Annotated in this window: 16 protein-coding genes; 11 read left to right on the forward strand and 5 right to left on the reverse strand. The window is 66.6% G+C overall.

Annotation, left to right across the window (positions count from 1 at the left end; all coding sequences use genetic code 11):
* Position 1: 1 nt before the first annotated feature.
* Positions 2-862, forward strand: coding sequence for an oxidoreductase (locus G6N27_RS24075; protein ID WP_163780818.1), 861 nt, complete (start codon positions 2-4; stop codon positions 860-862).
* Between the two features lie 23 nt (positions 863-885).
* On the opposite strand, the gene G6N27_RS24080 is transcribed toward G6N27_RS24075, so the two are convergent.
* Complete coding sequence (locus G6N27_RS24080; RefSeq protein WP_163780820.1) at positions 886-1,119, reverse strand: hypothetical protein; 234 nt, start codon at positions 1,117-1,119, stop codon at positions 886-888.
* A gap of 279 nt (positions 1,120-1,398) precedes the next feature.
* Here G6N27_RS24080 and G6N27_RS24085 point away from each other — a divergent pair, with 279 nt between their 5' ends.
* Positions 1,399-1,857, forward strand: a complete 459-nt coding sequence (locus G6N27_RS24085; protein ID WP_163780822.1) for a DUF5994 family protein — start codon at positions 1,399-1,401, stop codon at positions 1,855-1,857.
* On the opposite strand, the gene G6N27_RS24090 is transcribed toward G6N27_RS24085, so the two are convergent.
* Entirely contained in the window at positions 1,833-3,326 is a 1,494-nt protein-coding gene (locus tag G6N27_RS24090; protein ID WP_276044444.1) for a protein adenylyltransferase SelO, read from the reverse strand. The two genes, G6N27_RS24085 and G6N27_RS24090, sit on opposite strands and share 25 nt — an antisense overlap.
* On the opposite strand from G6N27_RS24090, the gene G6N27_RS24095 reads away from it, so the two are divergent.
* From G6N27_RS24095 to G6N27_RS24125, 7 genes are all read left to right on the forward strand, one after another.
* Positions 3,316-4,968: a glutamate--tRNA ligase gene (locus G6N27_RS24095; protein WP_232064784.1), complete on the forward strand. Its 1,653-nt coding sequence runs from the start codon at positions 3,316-3,318 to the stop codon at positions 4,966-4,968. The two genes, G6N27_RS24090 and G6N27_RS24095, sit on opposite strands and share 11 nt — an antisense overlap.
* Positions 4,969-4,977: 9 nt before the next feature.
* On the forward strand, positions 4,978-6,249 hold the full coding sequence (locus G6N27_RS24100; RefSeq protein ID WP_163780825.1) for a sulfotransferase family protein: 1,272 nt from the start codon (positions 4,978-4,980) through the stop codon (positions 6,247-6,249).
* Positions 6,250-6,259: 10 nt separating this feature from the next.
* Positions 6,260-7,495, forward strand: coding sequence for an MBL fold metallo-hydrolase (locus G6N27_RS24105; RefSeq protein WP_232064785.1), 1,236 nt, complete (start codon positions 6,260-6,262; stop codon positions 7,493-7,495).
* Positions 7,492-8,241 (forward strand): SDR family NAD(P)-dependent oxidoreductase, encoded by a 750-nt coding sequence (locus tag G6N27_RS24110; RefSeq protein ID WP_163780827.1) that lies wholly within the window; start codon positions 7,492-7,494, stop codon positions 8,239-8,241. Before G6N27_RS24105 ends, G6N27_RS24110 begins: the two co-directional genes overlap by 4 nt.
* Positions 8,242-8,257: 16 nt before the next feature.
* Positions 8,258-8,731, forward strand: coding sequence for a VOC family protein (locus G6N27_RS24115; protein WP_163780829.1), 474 nt, complete (start codon positions 8,258-8,260; stop codon positions 8,729-8,731).
* 13 nt (positions 8,732-8,744) lie between these two features.
* A complete protein-coding gene (locus G6N27_RS24120) occupies positions 8,745-9,716 on the forward strand; it encodes an LLM class flavin-dependent oxidoreductase (RefSeq protein ID WP_163780831.1) in 972 nt (323 codons plus the stop codon).
* Between the two features lie 81 nt (positions 9,717-9,797).
* Entirely contained in the window at positions 9,798-10,070 is a 273-nt protein-coding gene (locus G6N27_RS24125; RefSeq protein WP_163780833.1) for a hypothetical protein, read from the forward strand.
* Positions 10,071-10,073: 3 nt separating this feature from the next.
* On the opposite strand, the gene G6N27_RS24130 is transcribed toward G6N27_RS24125, so the two are convergent.
* Genes G6N27_RS24130 through crcB (G6N27_RS24140) form a run of 3 tightly spaced genes read right to left on the reverse strand, consistent with a single transcriptional unit; the run spans position 10,074 to position 11,957 of the window.
* Complete coding sequence (locus tag G6N27_RS24130) at positions 10,074-11,159, reverse strand: DUF190 domain-containing protein (protein WP_163780835.1); 1,086 nt, start codon at positions 11,157-11,159, stop codon at positions 10,074-10,076.
* Positions 11,156-11,515, reverse strand: coding sequence for a fluoride efflux transporter CrcB (gene crcB / locus G6N27_RS24135; protein ID WP_163780837.1), 360 nt, complete (start codon positions 11,513-11,515; stop codon positions 11,156-11,158). The genes G6N27_RS24130 and crcB (G6N27_RS24135) overlap by 4 nt, the downstream gene beginning before the upstream one ends.
* A 46-nt stretch (positions 11,516-11,561) precedes the next feature.
* Complete coding sequence (gene crcB, locus G6N27_RS24140) at positions 11,562-11,957, reverse strand: fluoride efflux transporter CrcB (protein ID WP_163780839.1); 396 nt, start codon at positions 11,955-11,957, stop codon at positions 11,562-11,564.
* Positions 11,958-12,048: 91 nt separating this feature from the next.
* Between crcB (G6N27_RS24140) and pgm the strand changes: the two genes are divergently transcribed.
* Both pgm and G6N27_RS24150 read left to right on the forward strand, forming a co-directional pair.
* Complete coding sequence (pgm, locus tag G6N27_RS24145; RefSeq protein ID WP_163780841.1) at positions 12,049-13,680, forward strand: phosphoglucomutase (alpha-D-glucose-1,6-bisphosphate-dependent); 1,632 nt, start codon at positions 12,049-12,051, stop codon at positions 13,678-13,680.
* Positions 13,677-14,945 (forward strand): MFS transporter, encoded by a 1,269-nt coding sequence (locus G6N27_RS24150; RefSeq protein WP_232064786.1) that lies wholly within the window; start codon positions 13,677-13,679, stop codon positions 14,943-14,945. The genes pgm and G6N27_RS24150 overlap by 4 nt, the downstream gene beginning before the upstream one ends.
* Position 14,946: the final 1 nt, after the last annotated feature.

Raw genomic sequence — 14,946 nt, forward strand, 5'->3', positions numbered from 1 at the left:
AATGGCGCAACGCTCGCCCGTGGTGTTGATAACTGGGGTCTCGTCCGGCATCGGTCGGGCCATCGCAAACGCATTCGCAGCGGAGGGCTTCGAGGTCTTCGGCACCAGCCGCAATACCCAACGCACCGAGCCGATTCCCGGTGTGGAACTGATCCCGCTCGACGTGACCGACCCCGCCTCGGTTACGGCCGCCGTGTCGACTGTCGTTCAGCGGGCCGGTCGCATCGACATCCTGGTCAACAACGCCGGATTTGGGGTCCTGGGCGCCGCCGAGGAGAGCTCGATCGACCAAGCCCAGCAGCTGTTCGACACGAACTTCTTCGGTCTGGCGCGAATCACCCGGGAGGTGCTGCCGTATCTGCGGGCGCAGCGAAGTGGCCGCATCGTCAACATCGGCTCGGTTCTGGGGTTCCTGCCGGCGCCCTACGGCGCGTTCTATGCCGCCTCGAAGCATGCGGTCGAGGGCTATTCGGAATCGCTGGACCACGAAACGCGCGAGTTCGGTGTTCGGGTTGTGGTCGTCGAGCCCGGTTACACCAGCACCTCGTTCGAGTCGAACGCCACCGATGCCGATTCGCCGATCGGCAGCTATGCGCCGATTCGTGACCATGTCAAAGACGTTCTCGCGCAGTCCGTTCGGGCCGGCGATGACCCCGCGGTGGTGGCGCAGGTGGTGCTGAAGGCGGCAACCAGCCGCGCGCCGAAGCTTCGTTACCCGGCCGGGCCGCTGGCGCGGCGCTTGTCGCTGCTGAAGAAATTCGCACCGGCAGGATTGCTGGACAAGGGAATTCGCAAAGCGAACAAATTGACGTCGAGTCCCAAGCCGACGCGCATTGGCGATCCGGAGGCGAATCTCGTTTGAGGTCTCCGGGATTCGCGACGGTGTCAGGGCGCCTTGCTGTACCTGCGCACTAAATCGTTTTCCCCGAAGACGTTCGCGTGTTCGGAGCCTCTGTCGTCGCGCCCGAAGAACGTCCACCGCCGGGGACTCGTCTGGGGGGTGCTGATCAGCTTGACCTTGTAGTGCAGGCCGCTTTCGCGCAGCGTCCCGATGGTGTCGCCGACGCGGATCTGCGACGGGTGAATTTCAGGTGCGTCGCACCAGTTATGAATGGCCACTGTTTCCTTTACGGTTCGCGTACCACTGTACCCGTGATTGGCCCACCGGCCATTGCTTCGCGCCACGCAGCGACGCCCTGGGTTACCAACCAACCGTCGGTGGCGTACCGTCGACAGTGAGCCGTTTCGTTGTCAGCGGTAGTGCACCGCGCCCCGTGCGGATGGCACTCACGGGCAATGGGATTCCTCCGCTTCCCTGCGCCGGCAGGCTAGCGACGCCAGCCGTGAAGGAATTCCCTTGAAAGATGTCGCCTTTAACGTAGACCGATTCGCCATCGGATGAGCGATCGGCGCTCGGCGAATCCTGTTCGGCTCTCGGTGGCACACGAGCTGGGCGGGGACATCGACGGGGCATGGTGGCCGCGGGTCGATCGCATGACCGTCGAATTACCCAATCTCGTCGCGGCTTTGACGCCGTTAGTGGGCGAGATCACTTCCATCAACGTCAATTGGCCGCCACTGCAGCGACCGCCCGACTTCAACTGGCCGGGCTGGGAACACAAGCCCCAGCACGTGATGACCGTCAATGGCGGGGACGCACAGGTCAACCTGTTGATCATCCCGTACACGACCTACAGCGGCCTCGCGTTGATGGTGCTGCGCCGCGCTGCCAGCATGCCGATCGCGCCCGCCGACCGCGACAAGCCAGCGTTTGTGATGGCCGGCACGATCCTGCAGGCCGCCAGCAGGCAGCGCGCCGCCAATCTCGAGGCTCAGGTCCCGCAGAACGTCCGGTAGTCGCCGAAGTCGTCCGGCGCCGGCGCTGCGTAGCGCTCGAAACCCGGTCGCTCGGCGTAGGGATCGGTTATCGCGGCGAGCAGCCGCTCGAGCGGCCTCTGCTCGCCGTCCGTCGCCGCGCTGAGCGCTTCTTCGACGAGGTGGTTTCGCGGGATGTAGATCGGGTTGCTGCGGTCCATCAGCGCGGCATCCGGACCGAGTGCCCGCCATCGAGCGATCCATTCGTCGATGCCGGCGAGGTCGGCGAACAGCCCGCGAGTCCCTTCCGCATCGCCGCGCGCGGCGTGGCTCAGGCCGCGGAAGAACGAGGTGTAGTCGACGCGGCTCGCTTTGAGCAGTGCCAGCACGTCGTCGGCCAGCGAGGTCACAGTTGCGGCGTCGAGGTCCCCAGACAGACCGAGCTTGGCCCGCATCCCGGAGGCCCACGTGTGGTCGTACTGGGCGCGGAAAACGGCGAAGGCATTCTCGGCGAGCGCCACGCCCTCGTCGACGTTGTCAGCCAGCAGCGGAAGCAGGGCTTCGGCGAACCGGGCGAGGTTCCACGCCGCCATGACGGGCTGGTTGTCGTAGGCGTAGCGGCCCCACTCGTCGATCGAGCTGAACACCGTGTCGGGGTGGTAGGCCTCCATGAACGCACACGGCCCGTAGTCGATGGTCTCCCCGGAGACCGTCATGTTGTCGGTATTCATCACGCCGTGGACGAAGCCGATCAGCATCCACCGGGCTACCAGGGACGCCTGCACGGCGGCGACCGACTCGAACAGTGCCAGGTACGGGTGATCGGTCATGGCGGCGCCGGGGTAGTGGCGGTCGATCGCGTGGTCGGCCAGCCGGCGCAGCAGATCCAGATCGCCTGTGGCCGAGGCATATTGGAAGCTGCCCACCCGCAGGTGGCTGGCGGCGACGCGGGTGAGCACCGCCCCGGGCAGCAGCGTCTCGCGCTGCACCGGACGTCCGGTGGACACCACGGCCAGCGATCGCGTCGTCGGAACACCCAGCGCGTGCATCGCCGCGCTGATCACGTATTCGCGCAGCATCGGACCCACCGCGGCCAGGCCGTCACCACCGCGGGCGAACGGCGTCGGGCCCGAGCCCTTGAGGTGGATGTCGCGAAGACGCCCGTCGGCGTCGGCGAGCTCACCGAGCAACAGCGCGCGCCCGTCACCCAGCCGCGGAACGTACCCCCCGAACTGGTGTCCCGCGTAGGCCTGAGCGACCGGCGTGGCACCGTCGGGAACCAGCGCGCCGACCAGGAAGCGCAACCCGTCGGGTCCGCGCAGCCAAGCGGCGTCCAGGCCCAACTCGTCGGCCAGCGCCTCGTCGAAGGCCAACAACCGCAGATCGGGAAACGTCTCGGCTTGCCAGCGGACACCCAGCTCCGGCAGGTCACCGAAGAAGCGGCCCTGCAAAGCGACGGTGACATCGGGTGCAACGCTCACGTCAGTCAGCCTACGGGCGATGACTAACATCACCGGAATGCTGGAGCGCCACGAGGTAGACCACCTCTTTCCCGCCGATCTGCCCGAACCGGGTGAGTGGGAGCAGCGTTATCCGCCCCGCGACCTGCCGCCCAGCGCCCAGGTGACGCGGCTGGCCCCATCGCCGACCGGCTTCATCCACCTCGGCGGCATCTACACCGCGATGATTGACCTCGCCGTCGCGCACCAAAGCGACGGCCGCTACTTTGTGCGCGTCGAGGACACCGACCAATCGCGGGAGGTGGCGGGCGCCTACGAACAGTTCGGTCGCGCTTTCGAGTACTTCCGGGTCATTCCCGACGAGGGGGAGGGCGCCGGCGACTACGGGCCCTACCGCCAGTCGCAGCGGGCCACGATTTACCTGACCTATGCCCGCGAGCTGCTGCGCTCCGGCAAGGCGTACCTGTGCTTCGCCACCTCCGATGAGCTGGCCCAGATTCGCACCCGTCAGCAGCAGCTCAAGAAGCCCACCGGCTACTACGGCGAATGGGCCCTCTGGCGCGACGCCGAGGTCGCGTCGGTGCGCGAACAGCTGGCCAACGGGACGCCGTACGTGGTGCGCTTCCGCTCACCCGGCCGCGTCGAAGGCCGGACGACGTTCACCGACGCGATCCGCGGTGAGATCTCCATGGAGGCCAACTACAACGACGTGGTCATCCTCAAATCGTCGGCGGCCGTTCAGCTGCCGACCTACCACTTCGCCCACGCCGTCGACGATCACCTGATGCGCCCCAATCTGGTGATCCGCGGTGAGGAGTGGCTGTCGTCGACATCGCTGCACCTGCAGCTGTTCGAGGCACTGGGTTTCGAGCCGCCGACCTACGCCCACATCGCGCTGCTGATGAAGCAGATCCCGGGTGGCAAGCGCAAACTGTCCAAACGCAAAGACCCCGAAGCCGACGTCGACTTCTACATCAAGTCGGGTTATCCGGCCGACGCGGTGCTGTACTACCTGCGCGGCCTGGCCAACGGGCGGCTGGCCGAGATCCCGCTGTCGGAAGCACTCGCCGCGCCGATCTCACTGGCCGAGTGCGGCGGCGCCGGCCCGCTGGTCGATCTGGTGAAACTGGAAGACATCAGCGCCGACTACATCGCGACGCTCAGCGGGCCGGAGATCTATGCGGCCCTGACGGTGTGGTCCGCGGAGTTCGATCCTGAACTGCATCGGGTGATCGAGGCGTACCCGGAGCTGACGCTGGCCGCGTTGGCCGTCGAACGCGAGGGCGTCAGCAACCCGCGCAAGGATCTGCGCAAATGGTCGGATTTCCGCTCTGCGTATGGCTTTTTCTTCGCCGACCTGTTCACGCTCGTCGGCGCCGACGACGCGCAACTGGGGCTGCCGATCGACCTGGTCCGCTCGTTCGCCGGCGACTTCGTCACGGCCTACCAGGATCTCGACGACCCGCAGCAGTGGTTCCAGCAGGTGCGCGATCTGGCCGACAAATTCGGTTTCGCCCGCAACGCCAAGGAATACAAGCAGAATCCCGACGCGTATCCCGGTTCGATCCGCGAAGCATCGCAGCTGATCCGAGTGGCGCTGACCGGTTCGACCAAGAGCCCCGACATGTTCGAGATCGCCCGCACCCTCGGTCGCGACGAAGTAATCCGGCGGATCACCACTCTGACCGCCTAGAGTGCCGCTGTGGGCCACGGCGGCGCGATCAACACAGTTGACATCAACTTTGATGATCTGACGTCGCCCCGGCTCACCGACATCCAGCGGCAGATCCTGGAGTACACCGAGGCCAGGCACGTCGATTTCGGCGTCGACGGGATGCTGGCCGAGGCGATTGAGCAGGCCGGTGTCGACGACCTCGACGACACCGACGGCTTCCGCGATCGGTTGGCCGCCCACGTCGCGGCGATCGACGGCGACCACGGCCTGACCCAGCTCACCCGCTCGTCGTTGCGGCAACGCGTCGTTCGACTGCTGCGCAACCGGCTGTCGCTGACCGAACTCCTCAAGCGCTATCCCGAAATCGCGTCGATCGAGATCGCGACGCCGTTCATCGTGGTCGGGATGCCGCGGTCGGGGACCACGCACCTGGTGAACCTGATCGCCGCCGACCCGCGACGGCGGGCGCTGCCGTACTGGGAGAGCCAGGAGCCCATCCCGGCGCCGGGTGAGGGACCCGAGATCTTCGGGGTTGATCCCCGCTATGCGCGAGCGAAAGCCGAGCACGACGCATTGATGGCCAGCGCCCCCGTGGTTGCCGCCATGCACGATCGGTTCCCCGAGGCGATCGAAGAGGAGGTCGAACTGCTCGACCTCGATCTCGCCGGATACGTTCTGGAATGGCATGCGCGCGTGCCGGATTGGCGCGACTACTACTTGAGCCTCGACCAGCGCCGGCACTACGCGTACCTGAAGAAGGTTTTGCAGGCGTTGACATTTCTGCGTGGTCCGCGAACCTGGATCCTGAAAAGCCCGCAGCACTGCGAGCAACTCGGTCCGCTGATCGAGACATTCCCCGACGCGACAGTGGCGTTCACGCATCGCGATCCCGTCGCGGTGATCCAGTCGGCGATCACGATGATGGCCTACTCAGATCGACTGCGTCGCAACAGCATCGACCCGGGCTGGCTGCTGGACTACTGGAGCGACCGGGTACATCGACTGCTCAGCGCCTGCGTGCGCGACCGCGACCTGGTATCGGGCGAACGCAGCATCGACATCAGCTTTCACCATCTCAACGGCAACGAGATGCCGTTGCTGGAACAGCTCTATCAACGCGGCGGCGTCGAGTTGACGGCGAAGGTGCGCCGCCGCTTTCAGGAGTACCTGGACCGCAATCCGCGCGGCAAGCACGGTGCGATCCGCTACGACCTGCAACGCCACTTCGGCATCTCGGCCGACGAATTGCGCACGCGCTTCGGCTTTTACTTCGACCGGTTCGACGTCCGCGCCGAATGAAGGAGACACCGTGACGTCCGAACCCGTCTACCGCAGCAGGCCGGGCGCCGATGCGCTGCGCCCGGCGTCCGCCGAGAGGGCCGAGCAGATCGCCCCGGGCCTGTGGTGCTCGCCGGGCCTGTCGAACTCTTACCTGCTGACCACAGACGAGGGCCGGGTGATCGTCAACACCGGCATGGGTTTCGAGGGCCCGGTGCACCGCGCCAACTTCGATGCGGTGGACTCCTCGCCGGTGCGCTACATCATCTTCACCCAGGGCCACGTCGATCATGTCGGCGGTCTGGACAGCGTGCGCGACCCGGACACAACGGTTGTCGCCCAAGCCAACTGGACGTTGTGGCGAGACGACAACGAGCGGCTCATCCCATACCGCGCCCAGCGCAGCGCATTCGCGTTCAAAGACACCTTGGCGACCGGCATCCAGGCCATCCAGCGTCGGCTGGGCACCAAGCGGCTGCCCGGTCAGAGCGTCCCGTCGGTCGACCTCGACTTCGACGACACCTTGACGCTCGAGATCGGCGGTCGCCGGCTGGAGCTGATCGCGGTGCCGGGCGGGGAAACCAACGACTCGCTGGTGATCTGGCTGTCCGACGAGCGGATCTGCCTGTGCGGGAACACCTTCGGGCCGATCTTCGGGCACATTCCCAACCTGGTCACAATGCGCGGCGACCGCTACCGGGACGCGCTGACCGCGATCGCCTCGGTCGAACGTGTTCGTGAGCTGCAACCCGAACTTCTGGTGACCGGTCACTTCGCGCCGATCTCCGGCCGGCAGCGCATCGATGCCGAACTGACCCGCCTGCGCGACGCCATCCAGTACATCCACGACCAGACCGTCGCGGGCATGAACGCCGGCAAAGACGTCCGGACGCTGATGGGCGAGATCACCTTGCCGCCGGAATACGAAGTGGGCCAAGGCTACGGGAAAGTGGCGTGGGATGTGCGGGCCGTCTGGGAGAACTACTCGGGCTGGTTTCATCACCGATCCACTACCGAGCTGTACCCGGTCGGTTTCGACGCCGTCAGTGCCGATGTGGTTGCACTCGCGGGCGCCGATGCGATCGTGCGGCGGGCGGGCGAACACCTCGATGCCGGACGGCCGCTGCACGCTATCCATCTGGCGGAGCTCGTCGATGATCCCGCAGCGCGTGACCTGCTGAGGCGTGCCCACGAAAAACTGTTGGGCGACACCACGAACTTCTGGGAACGTGCCTGGCTGACCGAACAGATATCGAGGTATTCATGACGGCGCGCGTCAGCTTCGACTTCACCGACACCACGGTGCTGATCACCGGCGGCACCAGCGGCATCGGGCATGCGACCGCGACGCTGTTTCGCGACGCCGGGGCCCGGGTCACCATCACCGGCACGAAGCCGGCCGTCGGCGACTACGACACCGACCTGTCCGGCATGGACTATCGCCAGCTGCGGATCACCGAACATGACTCGGTGGAGGCGCTGGCGCACAGCATCACCCAGCTTGACGTCCTGGTCAACAACGCGGGCGCGAATTTCCCTGGCGGACTGGACGAGTCGAAGCCGGACGGATTCGAGGCGTCGGTGGCGCTCAACCTGACCGGCCCCTACCGGCTGACCGTCGGGCTGTACCGCGCGCTGCGGGCGTCGACCGCGGCCGGCGGGGCCAGCGTGGTCAACTTGGCGTCGATGTCGGCGCTGCGATCCGTCGCGATGGTGCCTGGTTACGGCGCCGCGAAGGCCGGGATCATAAACATCACCCGCAACCTCGCCGTCAAATGGGCCGGCAAGGGGATCCGGGTGAACGCCGTGGCGCCCGGCGCGATCGACACCCCGATGACCGCGCCGATGCAAGGCGTGCCAGACATCGTCGACGCCGAATTGGCCCACATCCCGCTGGGGAGGTTCGGAACCGTCGCCGAGATCGCGCCGACCGTGGCGTTCCTGTGCACCGAGCAGTCCAGCTACATCAGCGGCGCGGTCGTCGTCGTCGACGGCGCCTCGGATTGCGTCTGATATTGGAAGGAAGACAATGACATTCGCGCTGCGGCCGGAGGACTACTACCACACCGGCATCGTCGTACCAGACCTCGACGCGGCTATGGAGCGTCTCACCGCGATGGCCGGCTATCAGTGGATCACGCCGCTGACCTACACCTTGCCGTTCCGCACCATGAACGGAACTCGCGAACTCACCTCGACATTCGTCTACTCACTGCAGAGCCCGTATGTGGAACTCATTCAGCAAGTTCCGGAAAGTCCGTGGACCGCGGCAGCGGGGAACTCCGTGCATCACCTCGGCTATTTCACCGACGACCTCGCCGAGAGTGCGCGACTGCTGGAGGCCAACGGGTTCGCCTTCGAAGCGACCGCCGATGTGTCGCCGCCGAACCTGTCGTTGTTCGCCTACTACATCGACGCATTCGGCACTCGTATCGAAATCGTCGACCGCGCACTGTTCCCGGATTTTCCGGCGTTCCTGAAGTCCGCGACGGCGGACGCCTGAGCGGAGTCCGAACATGCTGCTGCCGGTACTGCGGTTCAACTTCGCCTCGCCGCATGGCGAGCCGCGCAAGCAGAGCGAATTGATCCGCGCAGCATTCGAATTGGCGCAGTGGGGAGAGTCGCGGGGCATCACCACGGTCAGCGTCGACGAACACCACGCGACCGGGCAGGGTTGGAGTTCCAATCCGATTCTGGCGGCGGCGATGTTCTTGGCACGCACCTCGACGCTGATCGCCAGCGTCGATTGCGCGCTGGGGCCGCTGTGGAATCCGGTCCGGCTGGCCGAAGACATCGCGCTCGTCGACAACATGAGCCGGGGACGGCTGCACACCACAGTCGGATTGGGTTATCGCACTGTCGAATACGACTCGCTGGGCGCCGAGTTCACTGAGCGCGGCGCACTGATGGACGGCCTGATCGAACGCATGCTGTCGGTGTGGTCCGGTGCCGAGGCCGAGCACGGCGTCTGCACCGGAACCTGGACGCGGCCGCACCCGCCGTTGTACGTCGGGGGAGGGTCGCTGGCGACGGCGCGGCGGGCGGCGCGCTTCCGGCTTCCGCTGAGCCTGGCCGATCACCTGCCCGACGTCGCCGCGCGCTACCGCGAGTTGTGCGCCGAGGCCGACATCACGCCGCTGGTCATCATGCCCGGCCCGGTCAATCGCGGGATGATCTATTTACATGACGATCCCGACCGGGCGTGGGCCGAGCTTGGTGAGCACATTCTCTGGGAGGCAGTCACCTATGGTGGGTGGTCGACCGATCAACGCTCACTGATGCACTTGCCCGGGGTTCAGACCCTCGACGAAGTCCGGGCATCCGGGCGGTACCGGTTTGTGACGCCCGACCAGTTGATCGCCGAGGTTCGCGGCGCCCCCGATTACGGGCCGATCGTGCTGCACCCGCTGGTCGGCGGCATGCCCGTCGACGAGGCGTGGAGGTCGGTCGAGTTGTTCGTCGACAGGGTCATTCCCGCGCTCGGCTGATCGCAGGTGTTCGATGGACGTCGCGCGGGTATCCGGATCGGAGTACGGATATTCAGCGTCGAGCAAGCACGAGGACTCAAGATGAAGTTTGCATCAAACGCAGTGCGTGGACTGTCGATGAGCGCCGGTGCGCTGATCGCCGCGGTCAGTCTCAGCGTGCATCCAGGCAACTCCACGGCCAGCGTCGAAGCGGCACCGGCGGGGCCGGTCCACTCCAGTCCGGCGCCGCCACCGCCGCCACCGCCGCCAACCCCGGCGATGACATACGACCCGAACCAGGACTACTGGAGCGGACAGGGGAGTGGCGGCGGAGCGCCTGGTGGCGCTGGCGGAGGTGCCGGAGGCGGAGGCTAAGCCTCAGTAGTCGTGGTGCGCCAGTGAGCCGTCGCCGTCGCGGTCTTGATCGGAGATCGTCACCACCGCGGGCACCATCTCGCTGGTGACCAGACCATGCTCGCCGGTCAGTTCGTCGACGATGTCGAAGCTGCGGGCGATCCACTCCGGTGTGTCGACGATGATCGTCACCACCGGCATGCGGCGGGCGAGCTGAAAAAGCTTGTCGCCGTGGGGTTCATGGTCACCGTGGAATCCCCAGACGCCGCGCAGCGCCGTCGCGCCGCGGGCCATCCCGGAATCGAGTAAGCGGCTCACCAGCGCGCGGTGAATCGGGACGCCGTGGTAACCGGTCGCCTCGCTGGTGTGCACCATCAGCTTCTGCCACAGCGGCCGTCGCTGCTCGTCGACATCCGGCAACCGATGCGGGCGGGCGAGCAACTCGCCGCCCCGCTTGCACACCCGAACCCGTTCCACCGTGAGCAGCGGGTTCGCCGTGGCGCCGCTGAGTTCTGCAACAGCCGCCGAAACCTGTGCGGCCGTCCCGATGGCGACGATCATCATCGGGACATTCACGTTCCGGCTGAAGAACTGCGCCCGGTACCGCACACCGTGTGCTGTCCCGTCGACACCCAAAAACGCTGCGCCACCGGAGAATCCGAGCCGGTGCAGCAGATCGCACACCGCGCGGTACGCGGGCAGCCCGCCGATCCGCTCCTGGCGTCCCACGTAGACCGTCAGCTTGACCCCGTCGCTGTTGCCGTTGTCGATGACGTCGCCGCCGCCGACCAGGCGTGCGCGCTCCAACGTCACCAGACCGCTGCCGGTCATCGCCACGACGTCATCGACCAGGGCGCTGATCTTCGACTCGACGTCGACCGCGGCGATCGCCACCGGCGGATCCTCGGACAGGCTCAGCGACTCATCGGTGCGCAGCACGTGTCGTGGCCCGAAACTCGCGACGCCGCGCATCATCACACTGGTCGCGATATCGCGGGTGTCGAACAGATTGAGCATCGCGTCGGCCAGGAAGCCGGGCCGCCGGGCGTCGGCGACAGCGCGCTGGCGTTCGCCGAAGTAGGTGGTCAGCTTCAGGCAGGGCTGATTCATAGTCGGCCCGCGATCCACTGCCCGAACAGCGCCGCCGCGATGCCCAACACGACGCTGGCAACGATGTTGGCGGCGGCCCGGCGGGTCTGCCGCTCCTCGCTGAGCCGCTGGGTCTCCAGCATCCAGGTGGAGAACGTGGTGTACGAGCCGACGAACGCGGTGTCGGCGACCAGTGCGGTGTGCCGACTCAACGCCAGGCTGCCCAGCAGTCCGAGCAGCGCGGCGCCGCTGATGTTGACTGCGAACGTGCCGTAGGGAAACGACTTCGCTGCGCGGCGGGCGATCGCGCCGTCAACCAGAAAACGCAGCACTGCACCAAGACCGCCGGCGACCAGCACGCCTGCCCAGACGATCATCGCCGCTCCTCCGGATCGCTGCGCTCTGCATCGTCGCCGGCGGCGATCAACGCAGCGCCACCCGACGGACGACCGCGGTGGCCAGATAGACCGCCAGCAGGCCGAGAACGATGCTGGCGCAGGTGTATTCGGCGGCCAGGGCATAGCTGTGGTGCTCGATCATCTTCACCGTCTCGACCTGCATCGTCGAGAAAGTGGTCAGCCCGCCGCACAACCCCGTGCCGAGCAGTGGCCGCCGGTAACTCGACAGCGGCAGCCGCTCCAGCAGCCGGGTGGTGAAATAGCCGAGTAGGAAAGCCCCGACGATGTTCACCGTGAAGGTCGGCCACGGCCAGCGCGTCGGATCGGCGACCACCAGGCTGCTCAGTCCGGTGCGGGCCAGGGTGCCCAATGCGCCTCCGGCGAAGACCGCGGCCAACTCCCGGTAATCGCGCGCTGCCACCCGCCGAATTCCCTTCCGTTTCAGAGCCTGTTCACCGCAGCTTATGCGGCACCGTCGAGCGCCGGAAACTGAAGATCGGCAGAATGATGCCATGGTGGCCAACCCGCGTGCCGGTCAGCCGGCCCAACCCGAAGACCTCGTCGACGTGCCGCATCTGATCACCGCGTACTACACCGTCGAGCCCGATCCCGACGACGTCGCGCAGCAGGTGGTATTCGGCACGTCCGGCCATCGCGGCTCCGCGCTCAACGGCGCTTTCAACGAGCCCCACATTGTGGCGATCACCCAGGCCATCGTCGAGTACCGCGCGGCCGACGGCACCACCGGTCCGCTGTTCATCGGCCGTGACACCCATGGGCTTTCGGAGCCGGCGTGGGTATCTGCGCTCGAGGTGCTCGCCGCCAACGACGTCGTCGCGATGGTCGACTCCGCTGATCGCTACACCCCGACGCCGGCCGTCAGCCACGCCATCCTGACCTACAACCGCGGACGGAGCGACGCCCTGGCCGACGGGATCGTCGTCACGCCGTCACACAACCCGCCGTATGACGGCGGCTTCAAGTACAACCCGCCCAACGGCGGCCCGGCCGACACCGATGCGACCAACGCAATCGCCAAGCGCGCCAACGAGATTCTGCGCAACGGCGAGACGGTCAAACGCGTCCCGCTCGCCCGCGCGATGCAGCGTGCCCAACGTCACGACTACATGGACAGCTACGTCGACGACCTGCCGAACGTGGTCGACATCGACGCGATCCGCAAAGCCGGAATCCGGATCGGCGCCGACCCGCTCGGCGGCGCCAGCGTCGACTACTGGGCCGCGATCGGCGAGCGTCACCGGCTCCACTTGAGCGTGGTCAACCCGCTTGTCGACCCGACATGGCGGTTCATGACACTCGACCACGACGGCAAGATCCGGATGGACTGCAGCTCACCGGACGCGATGGCCTCACTGATCGCCAACCGCGACCGCTACCAGATCGCCACCGGCAACGACGCCGACTCCGACCGGCACGGCATCGTCACCCCCGACGCGGGCCTGATGAACCCGAACCACTACCTGGCGGCGGCCATCGACTACCTCTATACCCATCGGCCGTCCTGGCCGGCCGGCATCGCCGTCGGCAAGACCGCGGTCAGCTCGTCGATCATCGACCGGGTGGTCGCCGGCATCGACCGCAAGCTCGTCGAGGTGCCCGTCGGATTCAAGTGGTTCGTTGACGGCCTGATCGGCGGGACCATCGGGTTCGGCGGGGAGGAGTCGGCCGGGGCGTCGTTCCTGCGGCGCGACGGCTCGGTGTGGACCACCGACAAGGACGGCATCATCCTGGCGCTGCTGGCCGCCGAGATCCTGGCGGTCACGGGTGAGACCCCGTCGCAGCGCTACCAGGAGCTGACCGCGAAATACGGCGCCCCGACCTACGCCCGCATCGACGCGCCGGCGGGTCGCGAGCAGAAGGCCCGATTGGCCAAGCTGTCCGCGGACGAGGTGACCGCCACCGAGCTGGCCGGAGAGCAGATCACCGCGAAGTTGACCACCGCGCCCGGCAACGGCGCCGCGCTGGGCGGGCTGAAGGTGACGACGGCCAATGCGTGGTTCGCGGCACGGCCGTCGGGAACCGAGGACGTCTACAAGATCTACGCCGAGTCATTTCGTGGTCCAGATCACTTATCGGACGTCCAGAGAGCTGCGCAACAGGTTGTGGATAAAGTCATTGGGTGATCCTCGTCGCCCCACGCGCCCGCTTGACCGCGTGGCGACGCAATTCGACGAGGCTGCCGCGTGAAGCGTGGGTGCTGATCGCGGCGAACGCGGTGGCCGCGCTTGGCTACGGTGTGGTGTCGCCGGTGCTGCCAGCCTTCGCGCGAACGTTCGGGGTGAGCCTCGGCGCGGTGACGTTCTCGATCACAATTTTTTCGGTGATGCGGCTCTTCTCTGCCCCACCCACCGGACTGCTGGTGCAGCGGCTGGGGGAGCGGCTGGTCTACGTCGCCGGGCTACTGATTGTGTCGGTGTCGACCGCCGCATGCGCGTTCGCTCAAACCTATTGGCAACTACTGGTATTGCGTGCGATCGGCGGCATCGGGTCCACGCTGTTCTTCATCTCCGCGTTGGGTCTGATGATCCGGATCAGCCCGCCCGACGCGCGCGGGCGGGTCGCGGGGCTGTTCGTGAGCTCGTTTCTGATCGGCTCAGTCGCGGGCCCGCTGGTGGGCAGTCTTACAGCAGGTTTGGGGCTCAAAGCACCGTTTCTCATCTACGGGGTTTCGGTGCTGATCACCGCGATCGTGGTGTCCTACAGCTTGCGCCGCTCAACACTGGGTGCGCCCGCCGAGCACGCCGAGCCGGCGGTGACGGTGCGTGCCGCGCTTCGGCAGCGCGCGTACCGCGCGTCGCTGGTGTCGAACTTCGCGACAGGCTGGGCGGTGTTCGGATTGCGAATGGCCATCGTGCCGCTCTTCGTCTCCGACGTGTTGGCCCGCGGGCCACGGATGACGGGGTTGGTGCTGGGGATGTTCGCACTCGGCAACCTGCTCGTGGTGTCGCCCAGCGGCTATCTGTCCGACCGGATCGGCCGGCGCAGCCTGGTGATCGGCGGGCTCCTCGCCTCCGGCGTGTCGACCATCTGGTTGGGCGCGGCGTCGTCGGTGCCCGTCTTCCTGGTCGCGGCGTGCGTGGCCGGTGCGACGTCGGGTGTGTACTCGTCGCCGCAGCAGGCCGCGATCGCCGACATCCTCGGTAGCACCGCGCGCACAGGCACCGCGGTGTCGACCTTTCAGATGATGGTTGATCTGGGCGCCATCGTCGGTTCGTTGTCGGTGGCTCAAATCGCTGAACACCTCAGCTACGCATGGGGATTCGCGGTCAGCGGGGTTGTGCTATTGGCCGCCGGGGTGGGGTGGATGTTCGCACCGGAAACGCGAGTGGAGGGTCACACGCCGCCACCCAGTGAATGGGAGACCGGGACCGCGTCGGAACTGGCCTGAG

The organism is Mycobacterium cookii (assembly GCF_010727945.1).
Lineage (GTDB): Bacteria > Actinomycetota > Actinomycetes > Mycobacteriales > Mycobacteriaceae > Mycobacterium > Mycobacterium cookii.